The sequence below is a fragment of the Nonomuraea sp. NPDC047529 genome (genome assembly GCF_040642995.1).
GTDB lineage: Bacteria > Actinomycetota > Actinomycetes > Streptosporangiales > Streptosporangiaceae > Nonomuraea.
Genome location: NZ_JBEYTJ010000017.1, coordinates 112,088 through 135,407 on the forward strand (window position 1 = coordinate 112,088; position 23,320 = coordinate 135,407).

Annotated in this window: 25 protein-coding genes and 2 riboswitches; of the genes, 16 read left to right on the plus strand and 9 right to left on the minus strand. The window is 70.4% G+C overall.

Annotated elements, in window-relative coordinates:
• The first annotated feature begins 78 nt into the window (after window positions 1–78).
• Genes folP through ABZ815_RS26110 form a run of 5 tightly spaced genes read left to right on the plus strand, consistent with a single transcriptional unit; the run spans window position 79 to window position 2,635 of the window.
• Window positions 79–885, plus strand: coding sequence for a dihydropteroate synthase (gene folP, locus ABZ815_RS26090; protein WP_357702379.1), 807 nt, complete (start codon window positions 79–81; stop codon window positions 883–885).
• Window positions 882–1,328, plus strand: coding sequence for a nuclear transport factor 2 family protein (locus tag ABZ815_RS26095; protein WP_352318611.1), 447 nt, complete (start codon window positions 882–884; stop codon window positions 1,326–1,328). Before folP ends, ABZ815_RS26095 begins: the two co-directional genes overlap by 4 nt.
• Window positions 1,318–1,683: a dihydroneopterin aldolase gene (gene folB, locus ABZ815_RS26100; protein WP_357702223.1), complete on the plus strand. Its 366-nt coding sequence runs from the start codon at window positions 1,318–1,320 to the stop codon at window positions 1,681–1,683. The genes ABZ815_RS26095 and folB overlap by 11 nt, the downstream gene beginning before the upstream one ends.
• Window positions 1,680–2,183 (plus strand): 2-amino-4-hydroxy-6-hydroxymethyldihydropteridine diphosphokinase, encoded by a 504-nt coding sequence (gene folK, locus ABZ815_RS26105; RefSeq protein ID WP_357702225.1) that lies wholly within the window; start codon window positions 1,680–1,682, stop codon window positions 2,181–2,183. Before folB ends, folK begins: the two co-directional genes overlap by 4 nt.
• Window positions 2,180–2,635 carry a DUF3180 domain-containing protein gene (locus ABZ815_RS26110; protein WP_357702227.1) on the plus strand — a complete coding sequence of 152 codons (456 nt, stop codon included), beginning with the start codon at window positions 2,180–2,182 and terminating at the stop codon, window positions 2,633–2,635. Before folK ends, ABZ815_RS26110 begins: the two co-directional genes overlap by 4 nt.
• On the opposite strand, the gene ABZ815_RS26115 is transcribed toward ABZ815_RS26110, so the two are convergent.
• Together ABZ815_RS26115 and ABZ815_RS26120 are read right to left on the minus strand one after the other, a co-directional pair.
• Window positions 2,632–3,717 carry an acyltransferase gene (locus ABZ815_RS26115; protein ID WP_357702229.1) on the minus strand — a complete coding sequence of 362 codons (1,086 nt, stop codon included), beginning with the start codon at window positions 3,715–3,717 and terminating at the stop codon, window positions 2,632–2,634. The genes ABZ815_RS26110 and ABZ815_RS26115 overlap by 4 nt on opposite strands.
• Window positions 3,714–4,859, minus strand: a complete 1,146-nt coding sequence (locus tag ABZ815_RS26120) for an NADH-quinone oxidoreductase subunit D (RefSeq protein ID WP_357702231.1) — start codon at window positions 4,857–4,859, stop codon at window positions 3,714–3,716. The genes ABZ815_RS26115 and ABZ815_RS26120 overlap by 4 nt, the downstream gene beginning before the upstream one ends.
• A 124-nt stretch (window positions 4,860–4,983) precedes the next feature.
• Here ABZ815_RS26120 and ABZ815_RS26125 point away from each other — a divergent pair, with 124 nt between their 5' ends.
• A complete protein-coding gene (locus tag ABZ815_RS26125; RefSeq protein WP_357702233.1) occupies window positions 4,984–5,688 on the plus strand; it encodes a DoxX family membrane protein in 705 nt (234 codons plus the stop codon).
• A gap of 2 nt (window positions 5,689–5,690) precedes the next feature.
• Here ABZ815_RS26125 and ABZ815_RS26130 read toward each other — a convergent pair whose 3' ends face one another.
• Window positions 5,691–6,986 (minus strand): aminotransferase class V-fold PLP-dependent enzyme, encoded by a 1,296-nt coding sequence (locus ABZ815_RS26130; RefSeq protein WP_357702235.1) that lies wholly within the window; start codon window positions 6,984–6,986, stop codon window positions 5,691–5,693.
• A gap of 47 nt (window positions 6,987–7,033) precedes the next feature.
• Window positions 7,034–7,149: riboswitch (SAM riboswitch) on the minus strand.
• A 75-nt stretch (window positions 7,150–7,224) separates the two neighbouring features.
• Here ABZ815_RS26130 and ABZ815_RS26135 point away from each other — a divergent pair.
• Window positions 7,225–8,424, plus strand: a complete 1,200-nt coding sequence (locus ABZ815_RS26135; protein WP_357702237.1) for a cytochrome P450 — start codon at window positions 7,225–7,227, stop codon at window positions 8,422–8,424.
• On the opposite strand, the gene ABZ815_RS26140 is transcribed toward ABZ815_RS26135, so the two are convergent.
• On the minus strand, window positions 8,408–9,370 hold the full coding sequence (locus ABZ815_RS26140) for an SAM-dependent methyltransferase (RefSeq protein ID WP_357702239.1): 963 nt from the start codon (window positions 9,368–9,370) through the stop codon (window positions 8,408–8,410). The genes ABZ815_RS26135 and ABZ815_RS26140 overlap by 17 nt on opposite strands.
• 194 nt (window positions 9,371–9,564) lie before the next feature.
• On the opposite strand from ABZ815_RS26140, the gene ABZ815_RS26145 reads away from it, so the two are divergent.
• From ABZ815_RS26145 to ABZ815_RS26165, 5 genes are all read left to right on the plus strand, one after another.
• Window positions 9,565–9,789, plus strand: a complete 225-nt coding sequence (locus tag ABZ815_RS26145) for a chaplin family protein (RefSeq protein ID WP_352358570.1) — start codon at window positions 9,565–9,567, stop codon at window positions 9,787–9,789.
• A gap of 356 nt (window positions 9,790–10,145) precedes the next feature.
• Window positions 10,146–11,036 carry a DUF2520 domain-containing protein gene (locus ABZ815_RS26150; protein WP_357702241.1) on the plus strand — a complete coding sequence of 297 codons (891 nt, stop codon included), beginning with the start codon at window positions 10,146–10,148 and terminating at the stop codon, window positions 11,034–11,036.
• Window positions 11,037–11,058: 22 nt separating this feature from the next.
• The gene (gene panC / locus ABZ815_RS26155) at window positions 11,059–11,892 is read left to right on the plus strand and encodes a pantoate--beta-alanine ligase (RefSeq protein WP_357702243.1); all 834 of its coding nucleotides are present in this window, start codon (window positions 11,059–11,061) and stop codon (window positions 11,890–11,892) included.
• Window positions 11,893–11,974: 82 nt separating this feature from the next.
• Window positions 11,975–14,500: an L-aspartate oxidase gene (locus tag ABZ815_RS26160; RefSeq protein ID WP_357702245.1), complete on the plus strand. Its 2,526-nt coding sequence runs from the start codon at window positions 11,975–11,977 to the stop codon at window positions 14,498–14,500.
• A 3-nt stretch (window positions 14,501–14,503) separates the two neighbouring features.
• Window positions 14,504–15,286 carry a type III pantothenate kinase gene (locus ABZ815_RS26165; protein ID WP_352318636.1) on the plus strand — a complete coding sequence of 261 codons (783 nt, stop codon included), beginning with the start codon at window positions 14,504–14,506 and terminating at the stop codon, window positions 15,284–15,286.
• 66 nt (window positions 15,287–15,352) lie between these two features.
• Here the strand turns inward: ABZ815_RS26165 and ABZ815_RS26170 are convergent, their stop codons facing one another.
• Window positions 15,353–15,847, minus strand: coding sequence for a hypothetical protein (locus ABZ815_RS26170; protein ID WP_357702247.1), 495 nt, complete (start codon window positions 15,845–15,847; stop codon window positions 15,353–15,355).
• Between the two features lie 148 nt (window positions 15,848–15,995).
• Between ABZ815_RS26170 and lysX the strand changes: the two genes are divergently transcribed.
• On the plus strand, window positions 15,996–17,477 hold the full coding sequence (gene lysX / locus ABZ815_RS26175; RefSeq protein ID WP_357702249.1) for a bifunctional lysylphosphatidylglycerol synthetase/lysine--tRNA ligase LysX: 1,482 nt from the start codon (window positions 15,996–15,998) through the stop codon (window positions 17,475–17,477).
• 56 nt (window positions 17,478–17,533) lie between these two features.
• Here lysX and ABZ815_RS26180 read toward each other — a convergent pair whose 3' ends face one another.
• On the minus strand, window positions 17,534–18,463 hold the full coding sequence (locus ABZ815_RS26180) for an NADP-dependent oxidoreductase (RefSeq protein WP_357702251.1): 930 nt from the start codon (window positions 18,461–18,463) through the stop codon (window positions 17,534–17,536).
• 80 nt (window positions 18,464–18,543) lie between these two features.
• On the opposite strand from ABZ815_RS26180, the gene ABZ815_RS26185 reads away from it, so the two are divergent.
• Window positions 18,544–18,942, plus strand: a complete 399-nt coding sequence (locus ABZ815_RS26185) for a helix-turn-helix domain-containing protein (RefSeq protein WP_357702253.1) — start codon at window positions 18,544–18,546, stop codon at window positions 18,940–18,942.
• Here ABZ815_RS26185 and ABZ815_RS26190 read toward each other — a convergent pair.
• On the minus strand, window positions 18,932–20,035 hold the full coding sequence (locus ABZ815_RS26190) for a cytochrome P450 (protein WP_357702255.1): 1,104 nt from the start codon (window positions 20,033–20,035) through the stop codon (window positions 18,932–18,934). The two genes, ABZ815_RS26185 and ABZ815_RS26190, sit on opposite strands and share 11 nt — an antisense overlap.
• 278 nt (window positions 20,036–20,313) lie before the next feature.
• Between ABZ815_RS26190 and ABZ815_RS26195 the strand changes: the two genes are divergently transcribed.
• Window positions 20,314–20,526 carry a LuxR C-terminal-related transcriptional regulator gene (locus ABZ815_RS26195; RefSeq protein WP_132597751.1) on the plus strand — a complete coding sequence of 71 codons (213 nt, stop codon included), beginning with the start codon at window positions 20,314–20,316 and terminating at the stop codon, window positions 20,524–20,526.
• Window positions 20,527–20,555: 29 nt separating this feature from the next.
• Here the strand turns inward: ABZ815_RS26195 and ABZ815_RS26200 are convergent, their stop codons facing one another.
• Entirely contained in the window at window positions 20,556–21,599 is a 1,044-nt protein-coding gene (locus tag ABZ815_RS26200; protein ID WP_357702257.1) for an NlpC/P60 family protein, read from the minus strand.
• 6 nt (window positions 21,600–21,605) lie between these two features.
• A riboswitch (cyclic di-AMP (ydaO/yuaA leader) is annotated at window positions 21,606–21,757 on the minus strand.
• A 287-nt stretch (window positions 21,758–22,044) separates the two neighbouring features.
• On the opposite strand from ABZ815_RS26200, the gene ABZ815_RS26205 reads away from it, so the two are divergent.
• Complete coding sequence (locus ABZ815_RS26205; protein WP_357702259.1) at window positions 22,045–22,614, plus strand: amino-acid N-acetyltransferase; 570 nt, start codon at window positions 22,045–22,047, stop codon at window positions 22,612–22,614.
• Window positions 22,615–22,624: 10 nt separating this feature from the next.
• On the opposite strand, the gene ABZ815_RS26210 is transcribed toward ABZ815_RS26205, so the two are convergent.
• The coding region (locus ABZ815_RS26210; RefSeq protein ID WP_357702261.1) for a hypothetical protein at window positions 22,625–23,320 on the minus strand (696 nt) is incomplete at its 5' end.

The following is a 23,320-nucleotide window of genomic DNA, read 5'->3' on the forward strand; positions in this document are numbered from 1 at the left end:
GTGTGGGGGAACGCCTAGGCTTGCCCCATGACTAGCGTGCCCATCAACGTGCCGGGCGGTACGGAGCGGTGCCTCGTCATGGGCGTGGTCAACGTGACCCCCGACTCCTTCTCCGACGGCGGCCTGTGGTTCGACGAGGAGGCCGCCGTCCAGCACGGTCTCGACCTGGTGCGGGAGGGGGCCGACATCGTCGACGTGGGCGGTGAGTCCACCCGTCCCGGCGCCGCCCGGGTGTCGCTGGAGGAGGAGCTGGCCAGGGTCGTCCCGGTGATCCGGGCGCTCGACGCCGAGGGCGTCGCGGTGAGCGTCGACACGATGCGCGCCGAGGTGGCCAGGGCCGCGGTCGAGGCGGGCGCCAGGCTCGTCAACGACGTGAGCGGCGGCCTGGCCGATCCCGCGATGCCGCGCGTGGTCGCCGCCACGGGGGCGCGCTACGTGGTGATGCACTGGCGTGGCCACAGCCATGACATGGACAGCCGCGCCGTCTACGCCGACGTCGTGACAGAGGTGCGCGAGGAGCTGAGCAAGCGGGTCGACCTGGTGCTGGCCGAGGGGGTGTCGCCGGAGCAGATCGTGCTCGACCCGGGCCTCGGCTTCGCCAAGAACGCCGAGCACAACTGGGCGTTGCTGGCCGGCATCCCGCAGCTCGCCGAGCTGGGCTACCCGCTGCTGATCGGGGCCTCCCGCAAGCGCTTCCTCGGGCGGCTGCTGGCCGGCCCCGACGGCGCACCCCGCCCGTTCAGCAGGAGCGACGACGCAACGCTGGCGGTGACCGCGCTGGCGGCGCAGGCGGGGGCCTGGTGCGTGCGCGTGCACGAGGTAGGTCCCAATGCCGATGCCGTGCGCGTGGCGGCCGCATGGAAGAGAGCCGGAGCAGGCACATGAGCGTCGACACCGCCGCCATCGAGACGGTCAACCAGGAGTTCTACACCGCGATCGAGAGCGCCGATCTCGACAAGATGACCGAGATCTGGGCCGAGGACACCGCCGACGACCAGGTGAGCTGCGTCCACCCGGGCTGGACGTTGCTGACCGGCCGGTCGGAGGTGCTGCGGTCGTGGGCGCTGATCATGGCCAACACCACCTACATCCAGTTCGTGCTGACCGACGTCAACACGACCGTGCTGGGCGACGTGGCCGTGCTCACCTGCGTGGAGAACATCCTGACGGCGGGCGAGGAGGGTGAGTCCAGCTTCGCCGCGGGCAAGGTGGTGGCCAGTAACGTCTACATCCGCACCTCACAGGGCTGGCGGTTGTGGATGCACCACGGCTCCCCGGTGCTCCAGGGAGACGACGACGAGGACGAGGAGGGCGAGCTTGAGGTCTGACCGCATCGCTCTCAAGGGCCTGCGGGCCAGGGGCAGGCACGGCGTCCTGCCCGCCGAGCGTGAGCTCGGCCAGGAGTTCGTGGTCGACGCGACGTTGTTCCTCGACACCGCCCCGGCGGCGGCCGGCGACGATCTCACCAAGACCGTCCACTACGGCGAGCTGGCTCAGGCGCTGGTCGAGGTGGTCGAGGGTGAGCCGGTCGAGCTGATCGAGACGCTGGCGCAGCGGCTGGCCGACGTCTGCCTGGCCAGTGAGCTGGTCGACAAGGTCGAGGTGAGTGTGCACAAACCGGCGGCGCCGATCCCGCTGCCGTTCGACGATGTGATCGTGACGATCGAGAGGAGCCGCACATGAAGGCCGTCCTCGCGCTCGGCAGCAACCTGGGCGAGCGGTTCCAGACGTTGCAGGGGGCCATCGACACGATGTTCGACGCCCCGGGCCTGGAGTTCGTCAAGGTGTCCCCGGTCTACGAGACCGATCCGGTCGGAGGGCCCGCCGGGCAGGAGCCGTATCTCAACGCGGTCGTGGTCGCCGAGACCGAGCTGCCGCCGCGTACGCTGCTCGAACGGGCGCTGGGCGTGGAGAACGCCTACGGGCGGGTGCGTGAGGAGCGGTGGGGGCCGCGCACGCTCGACGTCGACCTGATCGTCGTCGGCGAGACCGTGTCCGACGACCCCGAGCTGACGCTGCCGCATCCCCGGGTGCACGAGCGCGCGTTCGTGCTGGTGCCCTGGTCGGTGGTCGACCCCGAGGCCACGGTGCCGGGCAGGGGCCGGGTGGCCGACCTGCTGGCCGGGCTCGACCGGCACGGCGTGCACCTGCGCGACGACCTGAAGCTGCAGAGGCCCGATTGAGGCCGACGCATCCCGGCCGGCTGGCCGCTCTCCTCCTCGTCGTCGCCCTGGTCGTCTGGGCGGCGGTCCGGCACTTCTACTCCGACCTGCCCATCATGCCCTGGACGGCCATCCCGACCGTGCTGCTGCTGGCCCTCGGCGAGGGCTACAGCGGGTGGGTGACCAAGGCCAGGATCGCCAGGAAGCCGGACACCAAGCCGGTCGAGCCGCTGGCGGTGGCCCGGCTGGCGGCGCTGGCCAAGGCGTCGGCGTACGCGGGGGCGGTGTTCGCGGGCATGTTCGCCGGGTTCGCCGCGTACACGCTGCAGATCTTCGACCGGGAGACGCCGCGTTCGGAGTTCTTCGTGGCGGCCGGGTCGTTCGTGGCCTGCGTGGTGCTCGTCTGCGCGGCCCTCTACCTCGAACACTGCTGCCGCATCCCCAAGGACTCCGACGAGCGCAAGTCCGACTAGCGCGTCTTGGCGGAGGGGCGGCGGCGGCCGAAGAGGTAGATGACCGGCAGCGTGCAGATCAGCGGTCCGACGATGGCGATCGGCCGCTCCAGCCACCACTTCAGGTCCGGCGGGATCTTCGTGCCGAGGTTGCCGAACAGCCACCACGACAGCCCTAAGGCGATCGCCATGCCGGTCGTGTGGAAGAGGAACAGCGGCAGGGCGTAGCGGTTGATGAAGGAGTTCGCGCGCGCCCAGCGGGGGCGTTCGAGCACCCGTTCCATGGCCGGGCGCAGCACCTCGACCAGGCCGATCTGGAAGATCAGCAGGGCGACGATGACGAACGTGGGCGGCGCCATGTTCGACCACTTGTCGCCGGGCACGCCGACCATCGAGCCCGGGTAGATGCCCGAGTAGACCAGGCCGATCAGGGCGAACAGGCCGGTCCACAGGATGCCGACGTCGTACCGCCTCGGCAGGACGACGATCCGGTCGTAGAAGAAGCCCGCCTGGTGGGCCAGGCCCCAGACGATGATCATGTTGAGCCAGCCGGCCCACTCGTAGCCGTAACGGAAGCGTACGACGTCCACGACCAGGGCCGAGCCGCCGAGCCAGATGAGGGCCAGCACGTCGTAGCGTCTGTGCAGGTACAGGGCCACCGGCAGCAGCGCGATCAGCACCAGGTAGACGCCGAGGAACCACAGCGGGCTGAGCACGAGCAGCACCACCCGCCACATCCACTCCACGTGGAAGGCCCAGGTGACGACCGCGCCGACGGAGATCCACACGCCGCACAGGAACAACGCGGGCAGGGACAGCGCGCGGATGCGCCGCCACACGAACGCCCCGATGCCGACGCCGCGCGCCTGGGCCCGGTTCCAGGACAGCAGGTGCACGTGGCCGCCGACGTAGAAGAACAGCGGCAGCACCTGGAGCAGCCAGGTCAGGATCCACAACCCGGAGGTGAAGCCGAGCGGGCTGGTGGGCTCGGGGCCGGTGGGCTTCCACTCCAGGATCGTGAACGCCCAGTGCCAGACCACCACGACGATGAGGCTGAGGGCACGCAGCCAGTCGACGTACTTGTCGCGTTCGGGGGTGCTCACTTGTCGATGTCACCCACGACGAAGAACATCGAGCCGAGAATGGCGATCATGTCGGCCACCAGGGTCCCGGGCAGCAGTTCGCGCAGCGCCTGGACGTTGCCGAACGACGCCGAGCGCAGCTTGAGCCGCCACGGCGTCTTGTCGCCCTTGGAGACCAGGTAGTAGCCGTTGATGCCGAGCGGGTTCTCCGTCCACGCGTACGTGTGGCCCTCCGGCACCTTGAGCACCTTCGGCAGGCGCTGGTTGACCGGCCCGGGAGGCAGCTCGCGCAGCCGGGCGACGCACGCGTCGGCGAGGTCGAGCGAGACCTTGAGCTGCTCGAACAGCACCTCGAACCGGGCATGGCAGTCGCCGTCGCGCCGGGTGACGACCTTGACCGGCAGCTCCCCGTACGCCAGGTACGGGTCGTCGCGCCGCAGGTCGAGATCGACGCCGGAGGCGCGGGCGATAGGCCCGCTGACGCCGTACTGGAGGATCTGCTCGCGGGTCAGCACGCCGACGCCCTTGGTGCGGGCGAGGAAGATCTCGTTGTTCAGGATGAGGTTCTCGATGTCGGGCACCCGGCGGCGGGTCTCGGCCACGGCCTCGGCGACCCGGTCGAGCCAGCCGAGCGGCAGGTCCTCTTTCAGGCCGCCGACCCGGTTGAACATGTAGTGCATGCGCCCGCCGGAGATCTCCTCCATGACGGCCTGGATGCGTTCGCGCTCGTTGAAGGCGTAGAAGACGGGGGTGATCGCGCCCAGTTCGAGGGGGTAGGAGCCGAGGAACATCAGGTGGTTGAGCACCCGGTTGAGCTCGGCCAGCAGCGTACGCGCCCACACGGCCCTGACCGGCACCTCCATGCCGAGCAGCCGCTCGGCGGCCAGCACGACGCCCAGCTCGTTGGCGAACCCCGACAGCCAGTCGTGCCGGTTGGCGAGCATGATGATCTGGCGGTAGTCGCGGACCTCGAACAGCTTCTCCGCGCCCCGGTGCATGTAGCCGATGATCGGCTCGGCCGCCGTGATGCGCTCGCCGTCGAGGGTGAGCCGGAGCCTGAGCACGCCGTGCGTGGAGGGGTGCTGGGGACCGATGTTGAGGATCATGTCCTCGGTCGCCAGCTCCTTCGCGCCGGCGCCGATCCCGACCACGCGTTCCGTCATAGGGCCCATGCTGCCACCGTCCCGCAAGGTGAGCCAGCGTGGGGGATGGTCAAGGAATCGTATGGCAACGCATCCCGAAGCCAGACATGGGGATCAATACCCGGGAACGGGGGGAGAAAGCACTGTGAGAAGAGTTCTGTTTGATGTGGCGGCCCTGATCTCCCGGGTGGTACTCGGCGTGATCTTCGTGGTCCACGGCTGGCAGAAGTGGCAGGGCGGGCTGGGTGCCGCGGCGGGACAGTTCCGGGAGATGGGCATACCCATGCCTGGGTTGTCCGCCGGATTCGCCGCCATTGTGGAGCTGATCGGCGGCGTCCTGTTGATCCTCGGCCTGCTGGTCCGGCCGGTGGCGTTGTTGCTGCTCATCGACATGATCGGCGCGATCGTCTTCGTGCACGCAGGACACGGGGTGTTGTCGCAGAACGGGGGATGGGAGCTGCCGGGCGCGCTCGGCGCGCTCTCGCTGATGCTCGCCGCGCTGGGTGGCGGCCGCATCGGCCTCGACGGCATCGTCCACTCGATGTTCCGCCGCCGCAAGGAACGCCGGATCGCCGAGGACGACCTCGCCGCGCACCGGCCGGCCCGGCGTGCCGAGCCGACGACGGTCGTCACCGAGGGGCCCGTGACACAGCCCGGCCCGGAGAGCGGCCCGACGCGACCCGAGGGCGGCCCGACGACGCCGGTCCGGCCCGAGGGCGAGGTCGAGCAGCCCAACGTGCCGAGGCAGCCCAACGCGCCGCGCCCCGGGCACCTCAACGACGAGGACATGAGGGACATCGACGCCCTGGTGTCCGACGAGCCGCCCCACCCGAAGCCGCCCAACCGCTGAGCTCAGCGGCCGACCAGGTCCCGCAGGGCCTCGACCAGGCGGTCGACGTGCTCCTGCGTGCTGCCGATGCCGATGGAGGCGCGTACCGCGGAGGCGGTCCCGTCCTCGCAGCCGCCGTCCGAGGTGCCCAGCAGGTGCCGGACGAACGGGTGCGCGCAGAACTTCCCGTCACGCACGCCGATGCCGTACTCGCCGGACAGCGCCTCGGCCACCTCCCGGGCCGAGTAGCCGTCCACGACGAACGACACGATCCCCACCCGGGGGTGGTCCTCGCCCCACAGCGACAGCTCGCGCACCCCCTCGATCGACGACAGACCGGTACGCAGCCGGGCGATCAGGCGCTCCTCCTCGCGCACCAGCTCCGTCCACCCGGTGGCGGTGAGTGCGTCGCAGGCGGCGGCCAGGGCGATGGCGCCGAGCACGTTGGGGGTGCCGGCCTCGTGGCGGGGCTCGGGGTCGTCGTGCCACTCGGTGGTCTCGCCGACCGAGCGCACCGCGCCGCCGCCCTTCAGGTACGGCTCGCCCTCGGCCAGCCAGTCACGGCGTCCGATCAGCACGCCGGCGCCGAAGGGCGCGTACAGCTTGTGGCCGGAGAAGGCCACGTAGTCCAGGTCGAGCGCGGTCAGGTTGAGCCTGCGGTGCGGGACGAGCTGGGCGGCGTCCACCAGGATGCGGGCGCCGTGCCGGTGGGCGATGTGGGCCAGGGCGGCGATGGGCCACAGTTCGCCGGTGACGTTGGAGGCGGCGGTGACCACGAGCAGCTTGGGGCCCTCGATCCCGGCCAGCGCCTCGTCGGCGGCGCGGACGGCCTCGCCGGGGAAGGCGGGCGGCGCCAGGCGCACGGACCGCGCCCAGGGCAGCAGCGAGGCGTGGTGCTCGGAGTCGAAGACGACGGCGGTCGCGTCCTCGGGCAGGCAGCGGGCCAGCAGGTTGGTGGCGTCGGTGGTGTTGCGGGTGAAGATGACGGCGTCGTCGGCACGGGCGCCGACGAAGGCCCTGACCGTGTGGCGGGCCTGCTCGTACCGGGCGGTGGTGAGCTGGGAGGCGTAGCCCGCGCCGCGGTGGACGCTGGAGTAGGCCGGGAGCGCGGCGGCGACGGCGGCGCTGACCGGCTCAAGACAGGGGGCGCTGGCGGCGTAGTCGAGGTTGGCGTAGCTGACCAGGCGGCCGCCCTTGACCGGCACCTCCAGGTCGGCGCCGAGCACGGCGGGGATCGGCCGTCCGGAGGCGGCGGCGGGGGCGGCGGGGGTCTCGGCGGCCTGGGCGGGCACGGAGTTGAAGATCGTCAAAGTGGACATGGCACGGCTCCTCACGGGGTCGGTCGGACCCCTGGGAACAGCCACGGAGCCCGCGCTTGCCCGCCACACCTCGTGACGGACCAGGTCTTCACCCGGGGCACCCCGCCGCGGACGCGAGGGTTGCCGGCCAGCTAGCCGGGGCTTGTCGCTGGCACTCATGACCTACGACGGCACTATAACCGACACCGGGGCACGATTCGCAAGTCCAGCAGGTCAACCCGTCTCATAAGATGAAATAGTGCGCTTTGATCCCTGGAATCCGGATTTCGTCGTCGACCCCTATCCGGCGTACGACGAGCTGAGGCGCGAGGCGCCCGTACGCTACTTCGAGCCGTCCAACCAGTGGCTGATCTCCCGGCACGCGGACGTGAACGCGCTGCTCAGAGACCGCCGGCTGGGCCGCGACTACACCCACGTCGCCACGCACGAGGAGTTCGGCCGGCAGCCCGAGCCGGAGTTCCAGGAAGCCTTCTGGCGCGTCAGCAGGAACGGCATGCTGGAGGTCGAGCCGCCGGACCACACGAGGCTGCGCCGGCTGGTGTCCAAGGCGTTCACGCCCCGCATGGTCGAGTCGCTGCGCCCGCGCGTCCGGGCCATCGCCGAGAGCCTGATCGACGCGTACGTCGAGAAGGGCGGCGGCGACCTGATCGCCGAGGTCGCCGAGCCGCTGCCGGTCACCGTCATCGCCGAGATGCTCGGCGTGCCCGAGCAGGACCGTCACCTGCTGCGCCCGTGGTCGGCCGACATGTGCGGCATGTACGAGCTCAACCCCAGCCTGGAGACCCAGCACCAGGCGGTGCGCGCGGCCGAGGAGTTCGAGTCCTACCTCAAGGACCTGGCCCGCGAACGCATCGCCAACCCCGGCGAGGACCTGGTCAGCGCCCTGGCCGCGATCCCCGAGCTGACCCTCGACGAGCTGGCCGGCACCTGCGTCCTGCTGCTGAACGCGGGCCACGAGGCCACGGTCAACGTCTCCGGCAACGGCTGGCGGGCCCTGCTGAAGAACCCCGGCGAGCTGGCCCGGCTGCGCGCCGACCGTTCGCTGCTGCCGACCGCCATCGAGGAGCTGCTGCGCTACGACACCCCGCTCCAGCTCTTCGAGCGCTGGGTGCTGGAGGACATCGAGGTCCACGGCGTGCGGATCCCGCGCGGCTCGGAGGTGGCCTGCCTGTTCGGCTCGGCCAACAGGGACCCCGAGGTGTTCGAGGACCCGGACCGGCTCGACCTGGGCCGCCCGGACAACCCGCACATCTCCTTCGGCGCGGGCATCCACTTCTGCCTGGGCGCGCCGCTGGCCAGGATCGAGCTGACGGAGTCGTTCACCGCGCTGCTGGGCCGGGTCGGGACGATCGAGCTGCGCGCGGAGCCGGTCTACAAGCCCGGTTTCGTCATCCGCGGCCTGCGCTCGCTCGACCTCGACGTCACCGGCTCTGGCTGAGCCAGCCGAACCCGCCCAGCCCGGCCGGATCGATCAGCTCGGCCTCCTCCGACGCCCTCGACAGCGCCCGTACGTAGGCGCGCGGATCGGCGGCGGCGAGGTCGACCGGGGGCCGGGCGCCGGTGAGGCCCAGCGCCCGCAGCATGTCGCGCTGTGTGGACAAGGTTGTGGATATCGCGCCGGCCCGCCGCCCGGCCTCGGCGCACGCGTCGAGGGCGACGTGGGCGGTGATGTCGCAGGTCCCGTCGGGGACGGGGGCCACGACCGCGCCGCCGCGGTAACCGGTCAGCGTGCCACAGAGCGGTCGGTTATCCACAGGGTGTGCATAATCCACGGCTATCGCCCGGCCGTGGGTGAGACGTACCAGAACGGAGGCCCAGGCGTCGTCGCGGGGGCGGCCGATCTCGGCGCGGGTGCCCACGTGCGGCAGCGGCCACCAGCGTTCGAGCCATTCGCGGTCGGCGGGCCGCAGCGGGCCGCCGAGGCGCTCCTCGCCGGTCCTGGTGTTGACCATGACCAGACGGGGGCCGCCGGAGGTCTGCTCGGCCACGTCGAGCGGGATGTTGTCGAGCCACTCGTTGGCGACGGCCAGCCCGGTGATGCTGGAGGGCAGGCAGCGGCTCCACTCCACCTGCTCGGGCAGCCCGGCGGGCCGGGGCGACAGGTCGACGCAGGTGACCCGGAGCCGGTCGCGCAGAGCGGGCTCGGCCGCCGCGAGGATGCGGCTGACCAGCACTCCCTCGCCCGCGCCGACGTCGACCAGGTCGAGCCGCTCGGGGGAGCCGAGCTCGGAGTCCACCTCCACCAGCAGGGCCAGGACCGCCTCCGCGAACACGGCCGAGGCTCCGACCGAGGTGCGGAAGTGGCCCGAGGGGCGTTCGCGGAGGTAAAAGCCCTCCTCGCCGTAGAGCGCGCGTTCCGTGGCGGCGCGCCAGGTGAGCCACATGAGGGTGACTATCTCATGACCGAAGGGTTCGACACGCAGAGTCGTCCATTGACTACTCTTGGTCGCTACATTGCGCTAACGTTTACGCACTGTCACAGAGCGACTGCGTTTCGCCCATCCGCGGTAAGCGGCGAGCCGGATCGCTCCACCGAAAGCATTGCGGCCCTGAGGCCGCAGACTGAGAGGAGCCCCCCGTGAAGAAGACTCTGGTCATGGCAGGTGCCATCGCCCTCCTGGCCCTGGCGGCCCCCGCGTACGCCGACGATGTCACCCACGGCAACAACGGCATCCTGAGCGGCAGCCCGATCCACCTCCCCATCACCGCCGTCGTGCCCGTCTGCGGCAACAACATCGGCATCCAGGCGGTGCCGATCAACGGCTGCCAGGGGAGCCCCAACACCGCGGTCTACAGCCGCTGAGGCAGGGAGAGCCCGGACCGCTCGCGCGCGGTCCGGGCTCTGATCCCGGCCGGTCAGTCGGCGGATGACCGGTCAGTGCACCTCCAGGAGGTCGCATCCAGGCGGGCGTCGGGTTGTCAGGACTCGGCGCCCGTCGTCGTGCGTGGACCCCTCTCCTCATCTCTTTCGACAGGGGGTGCATGATTCGTATGCCCCTGTCGCATTTGTCGTTAACTCAACGGGCGGCAAAGCGCCGGACATGCCGGAACGTGTTCGACGGCCCCCGACCTGTCGGCCCCCGCCCGCCGGTTACGCTGGTCCGCAGTGCCTTCACGGTGCCACCACGGTGCCGTTGCGGTCGACAGGGGTGAGACGTCATGGACGCAGGTGATCGCCCGGCACGGCTGACCGTCGGCGTGCTCGGTGCGGGCAAGGTCGGCTCCGTGCTCGGCGCCGCGCTGGCTCAGGCGGGCCACCGGATCGTGGCCGCGAGCGGGGTCTCCGACACCTCGCGCAGGTGGGCCGCCGACCGGCTCGGGGTCGAGCTGACCCGGCCCGACGAGGTGGTCGCCGCCTCCCAGCTCATCCTGCTGACCGTTCCCGACGACGCGCTGCCCGACCTCGTGGCAGGGCTGGCCCGCACGGGCGCCGACCTCAAGGGCAAGCTGCTCGTCCACGCCAGCGGCGCGTACGGCCTGTCGGTGCTCGACCCGGCCGCGCAGGCGGGCGCGCTGCCGCTCGCGCTCCACCCGGTCATGACCTTCACCGGCCGCGACGACGACCTCAACAAGATCACCGGCATCTCGTTCGGCGTGACCGCGCCCGACCTGCTGCGACCGGTCGCCGAGGCCCTGGTGATCGAGATGGGCGGTGAGCCGGTCTGGATCGCCGAGAGCGACCGCGCGCTCTACCACGCGGCCCTGGCCAACGCCGCCAACCACATGGTCACGCTCATCGCCGAGTCCGAGGAGCTGCTGCAGCGCATCGGCGTCGAGCACCCGGGGCGCATGCTGGGCCCGCTGCTCGGCGCGGCGCTCGACAACGTGCTGCGGCTGGGCATCGCCGGGCTCACCGGGCCGGTCGTCCGCGGCGACGCGGGCACGGTGCGCAAACACGTCGACGCGCTGATCCTGGCCGCTCCGGAGGCCGCCGACGCCTACATCGCGCTGGCCCGGCTCACCGCCGACCGGGCGCTGGCCGCGGGGCTGCTCAAACCGGAGGAGGCCGAGCGGCTGCTCGACGCGCTTGGGGGCAATATATGGACCTGACCGTCGGGTGTGGAGGGCAGCAATGGATCTGATCGTGGCCGGCGACCGGGACGACCTGGCGAAGGCTCGGGGTGAAGGGCGGGTGGCGCTGGTCCCGACCATGGGCGCGCTGCACGAGGGCCACCGGTCGCTGATGAGGGCCGCTCGCGTACGCGCCGACCAGGTCGTGGTCAGCATCTTCGTCAACCCTCTGCAATTCGGGCCTAACGAGGATTTTTCACGCTATCCCCGTACATTCGAGGCCGATCTCGACGTGTGCCGGGAGGAGGGCGTCGGCGTCGTGTTCGCGCCCTCGCCGCAGGACATGTACCGCCCCGATCGTCAGGTCAGCGTCTGCGCGGGTGAGATGGGCTCGATCGTCGAGGGCGCGTCCAGGCCGGGCCACTTCGACGGCGTGCTGACGGTGGTGCTCAAGCTGTTCAACCTGGTGCGACCCGACCTGGCGATCTTCGGCCAGAAGGACGCCCAGCAGCTCGCCGTCATCCGCCGCATGGTGGCCGACCTCGACCTGTCCATCGAGATCGTCGGGGCGCCCACCGTACGCGAGCCCGACGGCCTGGCCCTGTCCAGCCGCAACCGTTACCTGTCGGCCGGCGACCGCACGGTCGCGCTGGCCCTGTCCCGTGCCCTGCGGGCGGGTGCGGTCGAGCTGACCGCCGACGCGATGCGGGCCACCGCCCGCGCGGTGCTCGCCGAGGCCGGGCCCGAGCTCGACCTCGACTACCTGGCGCTGGTCGATCCGGCCACGTTCAAGGAGGTCGACGACTCCTACGAGGGCTCGGCCGTGCTCGCCGTGGCGGCCAGGGTGGGCGGCACCCGGCTGATCGACAACGTCGTGGTGAGCGTGCGCCCCTGATCCGTACGGCCCCCGGGGCATGTCCACGCCACGGCAGGCGTTATCGTCATAGTGACGAAATCGCCTCAGCGAGGAGACCCCCATGAGTGCACCGGCGATTCCCCTGCACCTGACGGCCCCCGAACCCGGATGGACCGTCGACGCCGACGTGGTCGTCGTCGGGTCCGGCGTCGCGGGCCTGACCGTGGCGCTGCGCCACGCCGAGCTGGATCCCGCGGCCAAGGTCCTGGTCGTCACCAAGGACGTGCTGTCGGCCGGGTCCACCAAGTGGGCCCAGGGGGGCATCGCCGCTGTGCTCGACCCGCGCGACACCGCCGAAGAGCACCTGAGCGACACGCTGCTGGCCGGGGTCGGGCTGTGCGACACCAAGGCCGTGCGGACGCTGGTGACGGAGGGGCCCGGCGCGCTGCGGCGGCTCATGGAACGCGGCGCCCGGTTCGACCGCAATCCCAACGGGGAGCTCCAGCTCACCAGGGAGGGCGGGCACCGTCGCCGCAGGATCGTGCACGCCGGCGGCGACGCCACGGGCGCCGAGGTGCAGCGGGCGCTGGTCGAGGCGGTGCGCGCCGGCTCGATCGAGGTGATCGAGCACGCGCTGGTGCTCGACCTGCTCAAGGACGCCCACGGCCGGGCCAGGGGGGTGACCCTGCACGTCATGGGCGAGGGCGCGCGCGACGGCGTCGGGGCGGTGCGGGCGCGGGCCGTGGTGCTCGCCACCGGCGGCATGGGCCAGGTCTACGCCGCCACCACCAACCCGGTCGTGTCCACCGGCGACGGCGTGGCGCTCGCGCTGCGGGCCGGGGCGGTCGTGCGCGACCTCGAATTCGTGCAGTTCCACCCGACCGTGTTGTGGCTGGGCGAGGGCTCGACCGGCCAGCAGCCGCTGATCTCCGAGGCGGTCAGGGGCGAGGGCGCCTTCCTCGTCGACCACGAGAACAACAGGTTCATGCAGGGCGTGCACGAGCTGGCCGACCTGGCGCCGCGCGACGTCGTGGCCAAGGCGATCACCACGACCATGAGCGAGACCGGCCGCGACCACGTCTTCCTCGACGGCCGCCACTTCGGCAGGGTGAAGTGGGAGAGCCGCTTCCCCACCATCTACGCCGTCTGCCGCGAGCACGGCATCGACCCGGTCACCGAACCGATCCCCGTCTCGCCGGCCGCCCACTACGCGAGCGGCGGCGTCCACACCGACCTGTCCGGCCGTACCTCGATCGAGGGCCTGTACGCCTGTGGCGAGGTCGCCTGTACCGGCGTCCACGGGGCCAACCGGCTGGCCTCGAACTCGCTCCTTGAGGGGCTGGTCTTCGCCGAGCGCATCGCCGAGGACATCCACCGGAGGCGTCCGCAGCCGGGCGAGCCGGTTCCGGCACGGGCCGCGACGGGCCTGGTGGACCCCAGGGTCAGGACCAGGCTCCAGGCGCACATGAGCGCCGGCGCCGGGGTGCTGCGCAGCCGCGCGTCGCTGCAGGCCACGTCGAAGGCGCTGCGCGACGCGCTCTGGACGCCCGTCGAGGTGCCCGCCTGCACCGAGTCGTGGGAGGCGACCAACCTGCTCACCGTCGCCGCCGTCCTGACCGGCGTGGCGGCGGCGCGGCTGGAGACGCGCGGCTCCCACTGGCGCGAGGACCACGAGAGCCGGGACGACAATGAGTGGCTGGGCCACCTGGACGTGACCCTGACCGAGGAGGGCCTTCGCATGACGTACACCCCGCACGGTGAGACGATGCCACCGCGCCTGGCACAGGAGCTGACCGCCGCCGGGCTCGACCCGGCCGAGGTCGACGCGCTGATCGACCGCGCGCTCGAAGAGGACCTGCAGGAGGCCGGCGACGTGACCAGCCTGGCCACGATCCCGGCCGGGCAGCGTTCGACCGGCGACGTGGTGGCCCGCAAGGACGGCGTGGTGGCCGGGCTGGGCGTGGCCGAGGCGGTGTTCCTCCGGCTGGGCGCCGGCCGGGTCGAGCGGCGGGCCAAGGACGGCGAGCGGGTCGCGGCCGGCGACGTGCTGATGACGGTCGAGGGCCCGACGCGGGCGGTGCTGACCGCCGAGCGCACCGCGCTCAACCTGCTCACACACCTGTCCGGGGTGGCCACGATGACCGCCCGGTGGGTCGCCGCGATCGAGGGCACGCGGGCGCGGGTGCGCGACAGCCGCAAGACCCTGCCGGGTCTGCGGTCCCTGGAGAAGTACGCCGTGCGCTGCGGCGGCGGCGTCAACCACCGCAGGTCGCTGTCGGACGCGGCCCTGATCAAGGACAACCACGTCGTGGCGGCCGGCGGCGTGGCCGAGGCGTACCGGGCGGTGCGGGAGCGCTATCCCGAGCTGCCGATCGAGGTCGAGATCGACCGGCTCGTCCAGCTGGAGCCCCTGCTGGACGAGGGCGCCGAGGAGATCCTGCTGGACAACTTCACGGTCGAGGACACCGTATATGCCGTACAAATCGTGAAAAGTCGGGCGAAAAACAGGGTTGCGCTTGAAGCGAGTGGGGGATTGACCTTGGAATCGGCTCGTGATGTGGCTGAAACTGGCGTTGACTACCTTGCGGTGGGAGCGCTCACCCACTCGGCGCCGGCCCTGGACATCGCACTGGATTTGCGGGGGTAATTGATGCTGCTCACGATCGACGTCGGCAACACGCACACGGTGCTGGGGCTGTTCGAGGGCGAGGACGTCATCGAGCACTGGAGGCTGGCCACCGACGCCCGCCGCACCGCCGACGAGATCGCCGTCGTGCTCCAGGGGCTGCTGGCCCAGTCACCACTGCTCAAGGGCGCCGACATCAGCGGCATCGCCATTTGCTCGACCGTGCCGAGCGTGCTCAACGAGATGCGGGAGATGTGCCGCCGCTACTACGGCGACGTCACCGCCGTGATCGTGGAGCCCGGTGTGCGCACGGGCGTGCCGGTCCGCATGGACAACCCCAAAGAGGTCGGCAGCGACCGCATCGTGAACGCCCTGGCCGCCATCGACCAGTACGGCGGCCCGTGCATCATCGTCGACTTCGGCACCGCCACCTCCTTCGACGCGGTGTCGGCCAAGGGCGAGTACGTCGGGGCGGTCACCGCCCCCGGCATCGAGATCTCGGTCGACGCGCTGGCCGCCGCCGGCGCCCAGTTGCACAAGGTCGAGCTGGTCAGGCCGCGTTCGGTGATCGCCAAGAACACGGTCGAGGCGTTGCAGGCGGGCATCATCTACGGCTTCGCCGGCCAGGTCGACGGCATCGTCGAGCGGATGGCCGCCGAGCTGGCCGACGACCCCGACGAGGTGACCGTCGTGGCGACCGGCGGCCATGCGGCGCTGGTGGTCGGCGAGTCGCGCTCGATCGACGTGCACGAGCCCTGGCTGACCCTCATCGGCCTGCGCCTGATTTATCACCGGAACACCGCTTAGAACGTGACAAGCGGCCCCCGCTTGGGAAGGGGGGCCGCCTGTCGGTCGTGGTGTCACCTATGAGCGTCACGCGTCCTCGGCGCTGTAGAGCTCGCGCCAGGAGCCGCACTTGGTGGCGAAGGTGCCCTGCTCGGGAACCTGGCAGACCTTGACCCGCAGGGTGAAGACGTCGTTCTCCTCGAAGTGGAACTTCTTGTAGCCCGGGGAGCCGCAGTACTTCCTGGTGTAGACCGTGGACCAGTCGCCGTCGGAGTCCTCGGCCTGGAACTTCACGTACGCGCACTTGCCGCCCTCGTCGTAGTCGCGGTCGTCCAGGTCGTAGAGCCGGCCGGTGACCTGGACCTCGTTGGAGTCCTCCTCGTCCCACGCGACGTCGACGTGACCCTGGGCCTTGGCCAGGTGCTGCTTGGCGTACACCGGGCCCCAGTAGTCGGAGTAGTCGTCGAAGTCGGCGGCGGTGGCGGCGGTGGCGGTGGTGGCGCTGGCGGCCGAAGGAAGCGACAGGGCCACGGCGCTGGTGGCGGCGATGGCGAGGATGCCCGTCGCGATCTTCTTCATCATGATCTCTCCCGGAGCTCCTCTCGGGCCGGCTCCTTGCCGGCTCCCCCCGGAGCTCGTGACTCATTGGTACAAAAGGGGCCTTGCAGGGCCCCTGCAGAGAACCGTCACGAGCGCTTGCAGTTCGCCGTATCCCCTACGCTTTGTTGTTGTGAGCGAGGAACTTCCAGAGCAGATGCGCATCCGGAGGGAAAAGCTCGACCGCCTCCGCAGCGAGGGCGTCGACCCTTACCCGGTGAACTTCCCACGCACGGCGACCAACGCCGAGGTCAGGGAGAAACACCAGGGCCTGGAGCCCGACACCGCCACCGGCGAGACGGTCGCGGTCGCGGGCCGCGTCATGCTCAACCGTGTGGGCGGCAAGCTCTGCTTCGCCACGCTCCGCGACGGCGGCGACGACCTGCAGGTCATGATCTCGCTCGACAAGGTGGGCGAGGAGTCCCTGGCGGCCTGGAAGCGCGACGTCGACCTGGGCGACCACGTCGGCGTGATCGGCGAGGTCATCACCTCGCGCCGCGGCGAGCTGTCGATCCTCGCCGACAGCTGGCAGATCACCGCCAAGTGCCTGCGCCCGCTGCCGGAGAAGCACGTCGGCCTCACCGACCCCGAGGCGCGGGTGCGCCAGCGCTACGTCGACCTCATCGTCAACGACGAGGCCAGGAAGATGGCCCGGGTGCGCAGCGCGACCGTGCGCGCGGTGCGCGACTTCTGGCACGAGGAGGGCTACCTCGAGGTCGAGACCCCGATGTTGCAGCCCATCCACGGCGGCGCGACGGCCCGGCCGTTCAAGACCCACATCAACGCCTACGACATGGAGCTCTACCTTCGCATCGCGATCGAGCTCTACCTCAAGCGGCTGGTGGTCGGCGGCGTCGAGAAGGTCTTCGAGATCAACCGCAACTTCCGCAACGAGGGCGCCGACTCCACGCACAACCCCGAGTTCACCATGCTCGAGGCCTACGGCACCTACCTCGACTACAACGACATCGCCGACCTGACGCAGCGCATGTACCAGAAGGCCGTCGTGGCCGCCCTGGACACCACCGTGGTCGTGCACGACGGCGTCGAGATCGACCTCGGCGCGGAGAAGTGGCCCCGGGTCAGGCTCTACGACCTGGTGTCCGACGCGGTCGGCGAGGAGATCACCACCGAGACCACCCTCGACGAGCTGCGGAAGATCGCCGACCGCCGCGAGGTCCACTGGGACGCGAAGTGGGGCTCGGGCAAGCTCGTCCAGGAGCTCTTCGAGGCGCTGGTCGAGCACACGCTCGTGCAGCCGACGTTCGTCATGGACTATCCGCTGGAGACCTCGCCGCTGGCCCGCCTCCACCGCGACAACCCGCTGCTGACCGAGAAGTGGGACCTGATCGGGTTCGGCACCGAGCTCGGCACCGGCTACTCCGAGCTCAACGACCCGATCGACCAGCGCCACCGCCTGGTGGAGCAGTCGCTGCTGGCCGCGGGCGGCGACCTGGAGGCCATGCAGCTCGACGAGGACTTCCTCCAGGCCCTTGAGTACGCGATGCCGCCCACGGGGGGCATGGGCGCCGGCATCGACCGGATGATCATGGCCTTCACCGGCAAGAACATCCGCGAGACCATCCTGTTCCCGCTGGTCAAGCCCACTCACTGAGCCGTCGTCCGGCGCCCCGCCGATGCGCGGGGCGCCGGATCGGGCGGTCAGGGCGGTCAGGGCACCAGCACGAGGCGTCCGCGCAGCCCGCCCTCGGCCAGGCGGGCGTGGGCGTCGGCGGCCTTCTCCAGCGGGTACGTGTCGGCCACCCGCAATGTCAGCCGTCCGGCCTCGACCAGGCGCACCAGCTCCGCGAGCTGCCCGGCGTCCGAGCGGAAGAGCACGGTGGCCACGTCCGTCCCGCGCAGCGGCACCGGCGCGGCCCCCGACGTGAGCCCCACGAAGGTCCCGCCGTCCCGTACGGCGTCGAGCGCGGGCAGGCCCAGCACGGCGGCGTCCACGACGGCGTCCACCCCGCCGGGGACCCGCGCCCGTACGCCCTCGGCCAGGTCCTCCTCGCGGGGGACGAACCATTCCGCCCCGAAGCCGCGTACCAGTTCCTCGTCCGCGGCGCCGGCGGCGGCCACCACCCTGACGCCGCGGACGGCGGCCAGCTCGACCAGGTAGCCGCCGACGGCCCCCGCCGCCCCCGTGACCAGCAGGGTGCCCCCTGGGCCGACGCCGGTCCGGTCGAGCGCCTGCCAGGCGGTGAGGCCGTTGAGCGGCAGCGTGGAGGCGTGTGCAGGGCTCACGTTCCGCGGGGCGCGGGCCACGGCCGGGGCGTCCAGCACGACGTACTCGGCCTGCGCCTTGTACGGCAGCTCCAGCCGCGCGGAGAGCCCCACGACGTCCTCGCCCACGGTGAAGGAGGTGCCCGGGCCCACCTGGTCCACGGTCCCCGCCGCGTCGAAGCCGATCCCGTACGAGTCCAGCTTCCTGGCCAGCCCGTACGAGGCCAGCGCCCCGGCCGCCACGGCCAGGTCGAAGGGGTTGACCCCGGCCGCCGCCACCTTGACCCGTACCTGGCCGGGCCCCGCCTCCGGCAACGGCGCGGACACCAGCAGGGGAACGCCGGAGCCGCCGATGAGTGCACGCATGTTCGTCATGCCCACGACCCTAAGAAGAGCTACTCTCTTTCAGTAAGTAGGCACCTGGAAGTGCGTAACATACGGCAAGGAGTGAGACGGTGGCGACCACGACGGCGGCGCAGCGGCGTGACCAGGCCAGGCTGGCCTTCGACGCCTACTTCGCCGAATGCCCTTCCCGCAAGCTGCTCGACCGGCTCAGCGACAAATGGGTCACGCTGGTGCTCAGCGCGCTGGCCCGCGGCGAGCGCCGCTACAGCGACCTGTCCCGGCACATCGCGGGGGTCAGCCAGAAGATGCTCACCCAGACCCTGCGCGGCCTGGAGCGCGACGGCCTGGTGGCGCGCCGGGTGACGCCGCAGGTGCCGGTACGGGTCGACTACGCGCTCACCCCGCTCGGCGAAAGCCTGATGCCGCTGGTGATCGCCATCAAGACCTGGGCCGAGGAGCACATCGAGGACGTCGAGGCCGCCAGGGAACGCTACGACGCTACCGCCTGAGCCGCACCGGCAGCCGGGCCAGCCCGCGCAGCACCACGTTCTCCTTGTACGGCGGCTCCGGATCGGCGGCCTCCATCTTCGGCGCGGCCACGGCCAGCGCGGACAGCGCGATCTCGCCCTCCATCCTGGCCAGCGTCGCCCCCAGGCAGAAGTGCAGGCCGAGCCCGAAGGCGAGATGCCGGCCGGGCTCGCGGCCCGGGTCGAACCGGTCGGGATCGGCGAACGCGGCCGGATCGCGATTGGCCGCGCCGATCGGCACGAGCACGGCCGAGCCGGCGGGCACCGGCGTGCCGCCCAGTTCCCTGTCCTCCAGCGCGATCCTGGAGGTGAGCTGGACCGGCGGATCGAAGCGCAACACCTCCTCGACCACCTCCCTCGGCCGCTCGGCGGCGCGGTGCAGCAGGCCGTGCCGCAGCAGGTTCAGCACGCCGTTCGCGATGAGGTTGACGGTGGTCTCGTGGCCGGCCACGAGCAGCAGCACGCAGGTCGACAGCAACTCGGCCTCGGTCAACTCCTCGACGTGCGCGAGGGCGCTCAGGAGGTCCTCACCGGGACGCTCGCGGCGCAGGGCGATCAGGCGGCGGAAGTAGTCGCGGAACTCGTTCCTGGAACGCTCCGTTTCCGACATGAGAGCGTCTGTCAGCATCGGGTCAAGTCCGCGGGCAAGAGCCTCGCTCCATCCGCGGAAGCGCTCGTGGTCCTCCGGCGGCACCCCGAGCATCTCGCTGATCACCATCACCGGCAGCGGGTGGGCGAAGCCGGAAATCAGCTCCGCCTCCTCCGGCAGCCGTCCGATCAGGTCGGCGGTGATCGCCGCGACCCGCGGCCTGAGCCGTTCGACCATGCGCGGGGTGAACGCGCGGCTGACAAGGTTCCGCAACCGGGTGTGATCGGGCGGGTCCATGAGCAGGAACGACCTGCCGGGCTGACCTGCCTCTTCCGCCACGGGCGCGGACGTTCCGTGACCGAACATCGGGTCACGCAGGACGGCCGCGCACAGCTCGTACGTGGTCGTGACGAGCAGCCCGCCGCGCGTTCTGAAGATCGCCCCGACCGCGCGGAGCTCTCGATATCGGACGTACGGATCGCGCACAAATTGCGGATCCGAGGGATCAAAACCCAGGAGGTCGGTGGCGCTCATCGGTGGCTGGACCGGGCCGCCGAATTGATCGTTTGGACCGTTCATAGCGGACCGTGGCGTGCCGACATATGCGGAGTACGTCACATATAAGTGATCATGTCAATAGCACTGGTCAAGGGCGGCGATTGTCGTGCTTGACGACCTTTCCGCGATGCGTTTACCTTCACCGAGACGAGCGGCTTTGCTCCTACTGAAAGGTCCAAGTTCTGCTGTTGGGGGGAGGGCTCCCGGTGGATGTGCTCACTGAAGGCGTTGAGCTGAGCCACGCGGATTTGGCGTTACTGGCTGAACTGGCCAGAGGGGTGACCGTCGACCGGGTCGGGAGACGGCTGGATATCAGCGGACGGACCGTACGCCGGCGGCTCAGAGGCATCTGCGACCGCATCGGCGTGGCCACGGCGATCGAGGCCGTGGCGTGGGCGGCGCGCCGCCAGCTCATCTGACGGCGCGGAACTCCGAAGTGAATCGCCGGTCAGTCCGCGATGCGCACGGCGCCGGCGAACGGCCGATTGCCGAGCGCGGAGATCCGGACGACATCGCCGGTCTGCGGTGCGTGGACCATCATGCCGCCGCCGATGTAGATGCCGACGTGGTGCAGGTCGCTGTAGAAGAAGACCAGGTCGCCGGCGCGGAGCTGGTCGCGGCTGATGTGCGTGCCGGCCGTCCACTGGTCGCCGGTGTAGTGGGGGAGCGAGATGCCCACGCGCTGGTAGGCGGCCATCACCAGGCCGGAGCAGTCGTAGGAGCGCGGCCCTTCGGCGCCCCACACGTACGGCTTGAGCTGCTGGGTGAGGGCCCACTTGGCGGCCTGGGCGGCCTTGCCGTTGCCGATGACCGGCAGGTTGACGCGTACGGCGCGGGTGCCGGGCCGGCCGGCCTCGCCGACGGCCCGCCGGTAGAGGTTGCTCTCGACCTTGGCGACCAGCTTGGTGATCTTCGAGCGCTTGCCCTCAAGATCACTGACGATCTTCTGGACCTCGGCGATGCGGGTCTTGGCGCCCGACCTGGCGCGCTCGGCGGCCTCCATGGCCTTGGCGAGCTGGTTGACCTCCTCGCCCTGCTGCTGTTCGAGCGCGTACGTGGTCGCGGCCCGGTCGAGGAAGGTCTCAGGGTCGTCGGACTGGGCGAAGACCAGGGCCTTGTCCAGGCCGCCGGTGATGTAGGCGTTCTGGGCGAGCAGCGTGGCCCTGGCGCGCTTGGCGGCCAGGTCGGACTCGCTGGTGGCCAGGGTCTTCTGGGCGGCGTCGTTGGCCTTCTGCGCGGACTTCAGCCGTTCGCGCTGCCCGTTGTACTCCTCGGTCAGCGTCTCGATCTCTTCGTGCATCTTCTCGACCTGGTCGGCCAGCTCGGAGAGCGACGGCTTCGGGTCGGCGGCGGCGGAACCGACGGGTACGGCGAACAGCATCGCGGCGACGGCGGCGCCGATGACGCCGAGGCGACGTGAGCGCCTGGCCTGCTCCCGGGGACGGGCGTGCCTGCCCCCCGGCTTCCCCTCGCGATCGAGCGTCCGCTTCACCAACCAAGCTCCTCTCATCGACGCCGGCCGGGTTAGCTGACGGGTTCGGGCCGGAGCAGCCCTACCGAGATGATCGGATTCACCCCGAGTGGTGGCGCGAGGTGCTCGCCACCGGTGGTTCCCCGGCTTCCCTTGCGGGAATTGGGCGTGTCTTTCCGCGCGCATTACGCGGAGAACATCGTCGCTGGACACTAATGCACTCCGGGTTCGCGCTCAACCGGAACTACCGAGTCTGTAGAGGTTTCACAACTGAAGGGTCACAAGGTGATCTCGTGGGTAGCCGTACGGAAGCGGGCTTCTGCACCTTTTGTCCAGCATTCTGGGGGGTGACGACTGGAGGAAAGCTCCAGGTCGGGGCGTGTTCATCTGGACACAGCATGTGATGAGATGCCCGAGACGTGGGATTTAGGGCTGAGCCGTAATGAGATCTGTACCCTGGAGAGCCATGGAGCAGGTGGCCGAAGTGGCAGTCCCCGAGACCGCGGTCGTGGTCAGGCGTGCCCGCACGCCCGACGTGCGCGCGATCAGGCGTCTCGTGGACACCTACGCGGGCGCGGGTCCGCGGCTCCTGGAGAAGGCCACGGTCACGCTGTACGAGGACGTCCAGGAGTTCTGGGTGGCCGAGCTGAGCGGGGAGGTCGTCGGCTGCGGCGCGCTTCACGTGCTCTGGGAGGATCTCGCCGAGGTCCGTACGGTGGCGGTCGATCCGGCGTGCCGGGGAATGGGGGCCGGGCATCGGATCGTCTCGGCACTCGTCCGGCAGGCGAAGGATCTGGGGCTGCGACGTGTATTCTGTCTGACTTTTGAGGTCGACTTCTTCGCGAGGCACGGTTTCCGCCCCATCCAGGGCACGCCGGTCTCACCCGAGGTCTACGCCGAGTTGCTGGCCTCGTACGACGAGGGTGTGGCGGAGTTCCTTGATCTGGAACACGTCAAACCGAACACCCTTGGCAACACCCGCATGCTGCTGCATCTGACATCGGGTGACGCGGACCTTGACCACTTGGAAAGGTGATTGTTGATACCTATGTCGATACGTTGGGCAGCACAGGCATGTGTCCTGACACGTGCCACATGCGCACTCGAAGCGAGGTGACACGGTGAGCACCGGACAGCCGCCGTATCCACAGGACGAATCCGGCGAGAACCCCGAGTACGGGCAGCACCAGGGCCGTCGCCCCGGTGAGCCCGACCCGGACGTGACTGTGGTCGGCTACCGGGCGGACGACGCCTATGGCCAGCCCCCATATGGCCAGCAGCAGCAACAGGGCTACGGCCAGCAACCCCAATACGGTCAGCAACAGCAGCACGGCCAGCAGCAGGGCTACGGCCAGCAGCCCCAGTACGGCCAGCAGCAGGGATATGGCCAGCAGCAGGGCTACGGCCAGCAGCCGCAGTCCTCGGGCCAGCAGTACACCCAGCCCGGCTATGGCCAGGAGGCCCAGTACGGCCAGCAGGCCGCCTCGGGCCAGCAGGGTTATGGCCAGCAGCCGCAGTACGGCCAGCAGCCCCAGTCGCTGCCCGACTACGGTCAGCAGCAGCAGGGCTATGGCCAGGAGGCCCAGTACGGGCAGCAGGGCCAGCAGGGTTATGGCCAGCAGCCCGCCTCCGGCCAGCAGCAGGGTTACGGCCAGCAGCCGCAGTCCTCGGGCCAGCAGTACACCCAGCCCGGCTATGGCCAGGAGGCCCAGTACGGCCAGCAGGCCGCCTCGGGCCAGCAG

Bases quoted from the DNA above. Each gene is read 5' to 3' on its own strand.
- ABZ815_RS26095 (WP_352318611.1), top strand. From the start codon at position 882: ATGAGCGTCGACACCGCCGCCATCGAGACGGTCAACCAGGAGTTCTAC.
- ABZ815_RS26140 (WP_357702239.1), bottom strand. From the start codon at position 9,370: ATGTGGCTCACCTGGCGCGCCGCCACGGAACGCGCGCTCTACGGCGAG.
- ABZ815_RS26150 (WP_357702241.1), top strand. From the start codon at position 10,146: ATGGACGCAGGTGATCGCCCGGCACGGCTGACCGTCGGCGTGCTCGGT.
- ABZ815_RS26170 (WP_357702247.1), bottom strand. From the start codon at position 15,847: ATGATGAAGAAGATCGCGACGGGCATCCTCGCCATCGCCGCCACCAGC.
- ABZ815_RS26160 (WP_357702245.1), top strand. From the start codon at position 11,975: ATGAGTGCACCGGCGATTCCCCTGCACCTGACGGCCCCCGAACCCGGA.
- ABZ815_RS26120 (WP_357702231.1), bottom strand. From the start codon at position 4,859: ATGACGGAACGCGTGGTCGGGATCGGCGCCGGCGCGAAGGAGCTGGCG.
- folP (WP_357702379.1), top strand. From the start codon at position 79: ATGGGCGTGGTCAACGTGACCCCCGACTCCTTCTCCGACGGCGGCCTG.
- ABZ815_RS26205 (WP_357702259.1), top strand. From the start codon at position 22,045: ATGGAGCAGGTGGCCGAAGTGGCAGTCCCCGAGACCGCGGTCGTGGTC.
- folK (WP_357702225.1), top strand. From the start codon at position 1,680: ATGAAGGCCGTCCTCGCGCTCGGCAGCAACCTGGGCGAGCGGTTCCAG.
- ABZ815_RS26180 (WP_357702251.1), bottom strand. From the start codon at position 18,463: ATGACGAACATGCGTGCACTCATCGGCGGCTCCGGCGTTCCCCTGCTG.
- ABZ815_RS26165 (WP_352318636.1), top strand. From the start codon at position 14,504: ATGCTGCTCACGATCGACGTCGGCAACACGCACACGGTGCTGGGGCTG.
- panC (WP_357702243.1), top strand. From the start codon at position 11,059: ATGGATCTGATCGTGGCCGGCGACCGGGACGACCTGGCGAAGGCTCGG.
- ABZ815_RS26130 (WP_357702235.1), bottom strand. From the start codon at position 6,986: ATGTCCACTTTGACGATCTTCAACTCCGTGCCCGCCCAGGCCGCCGAG.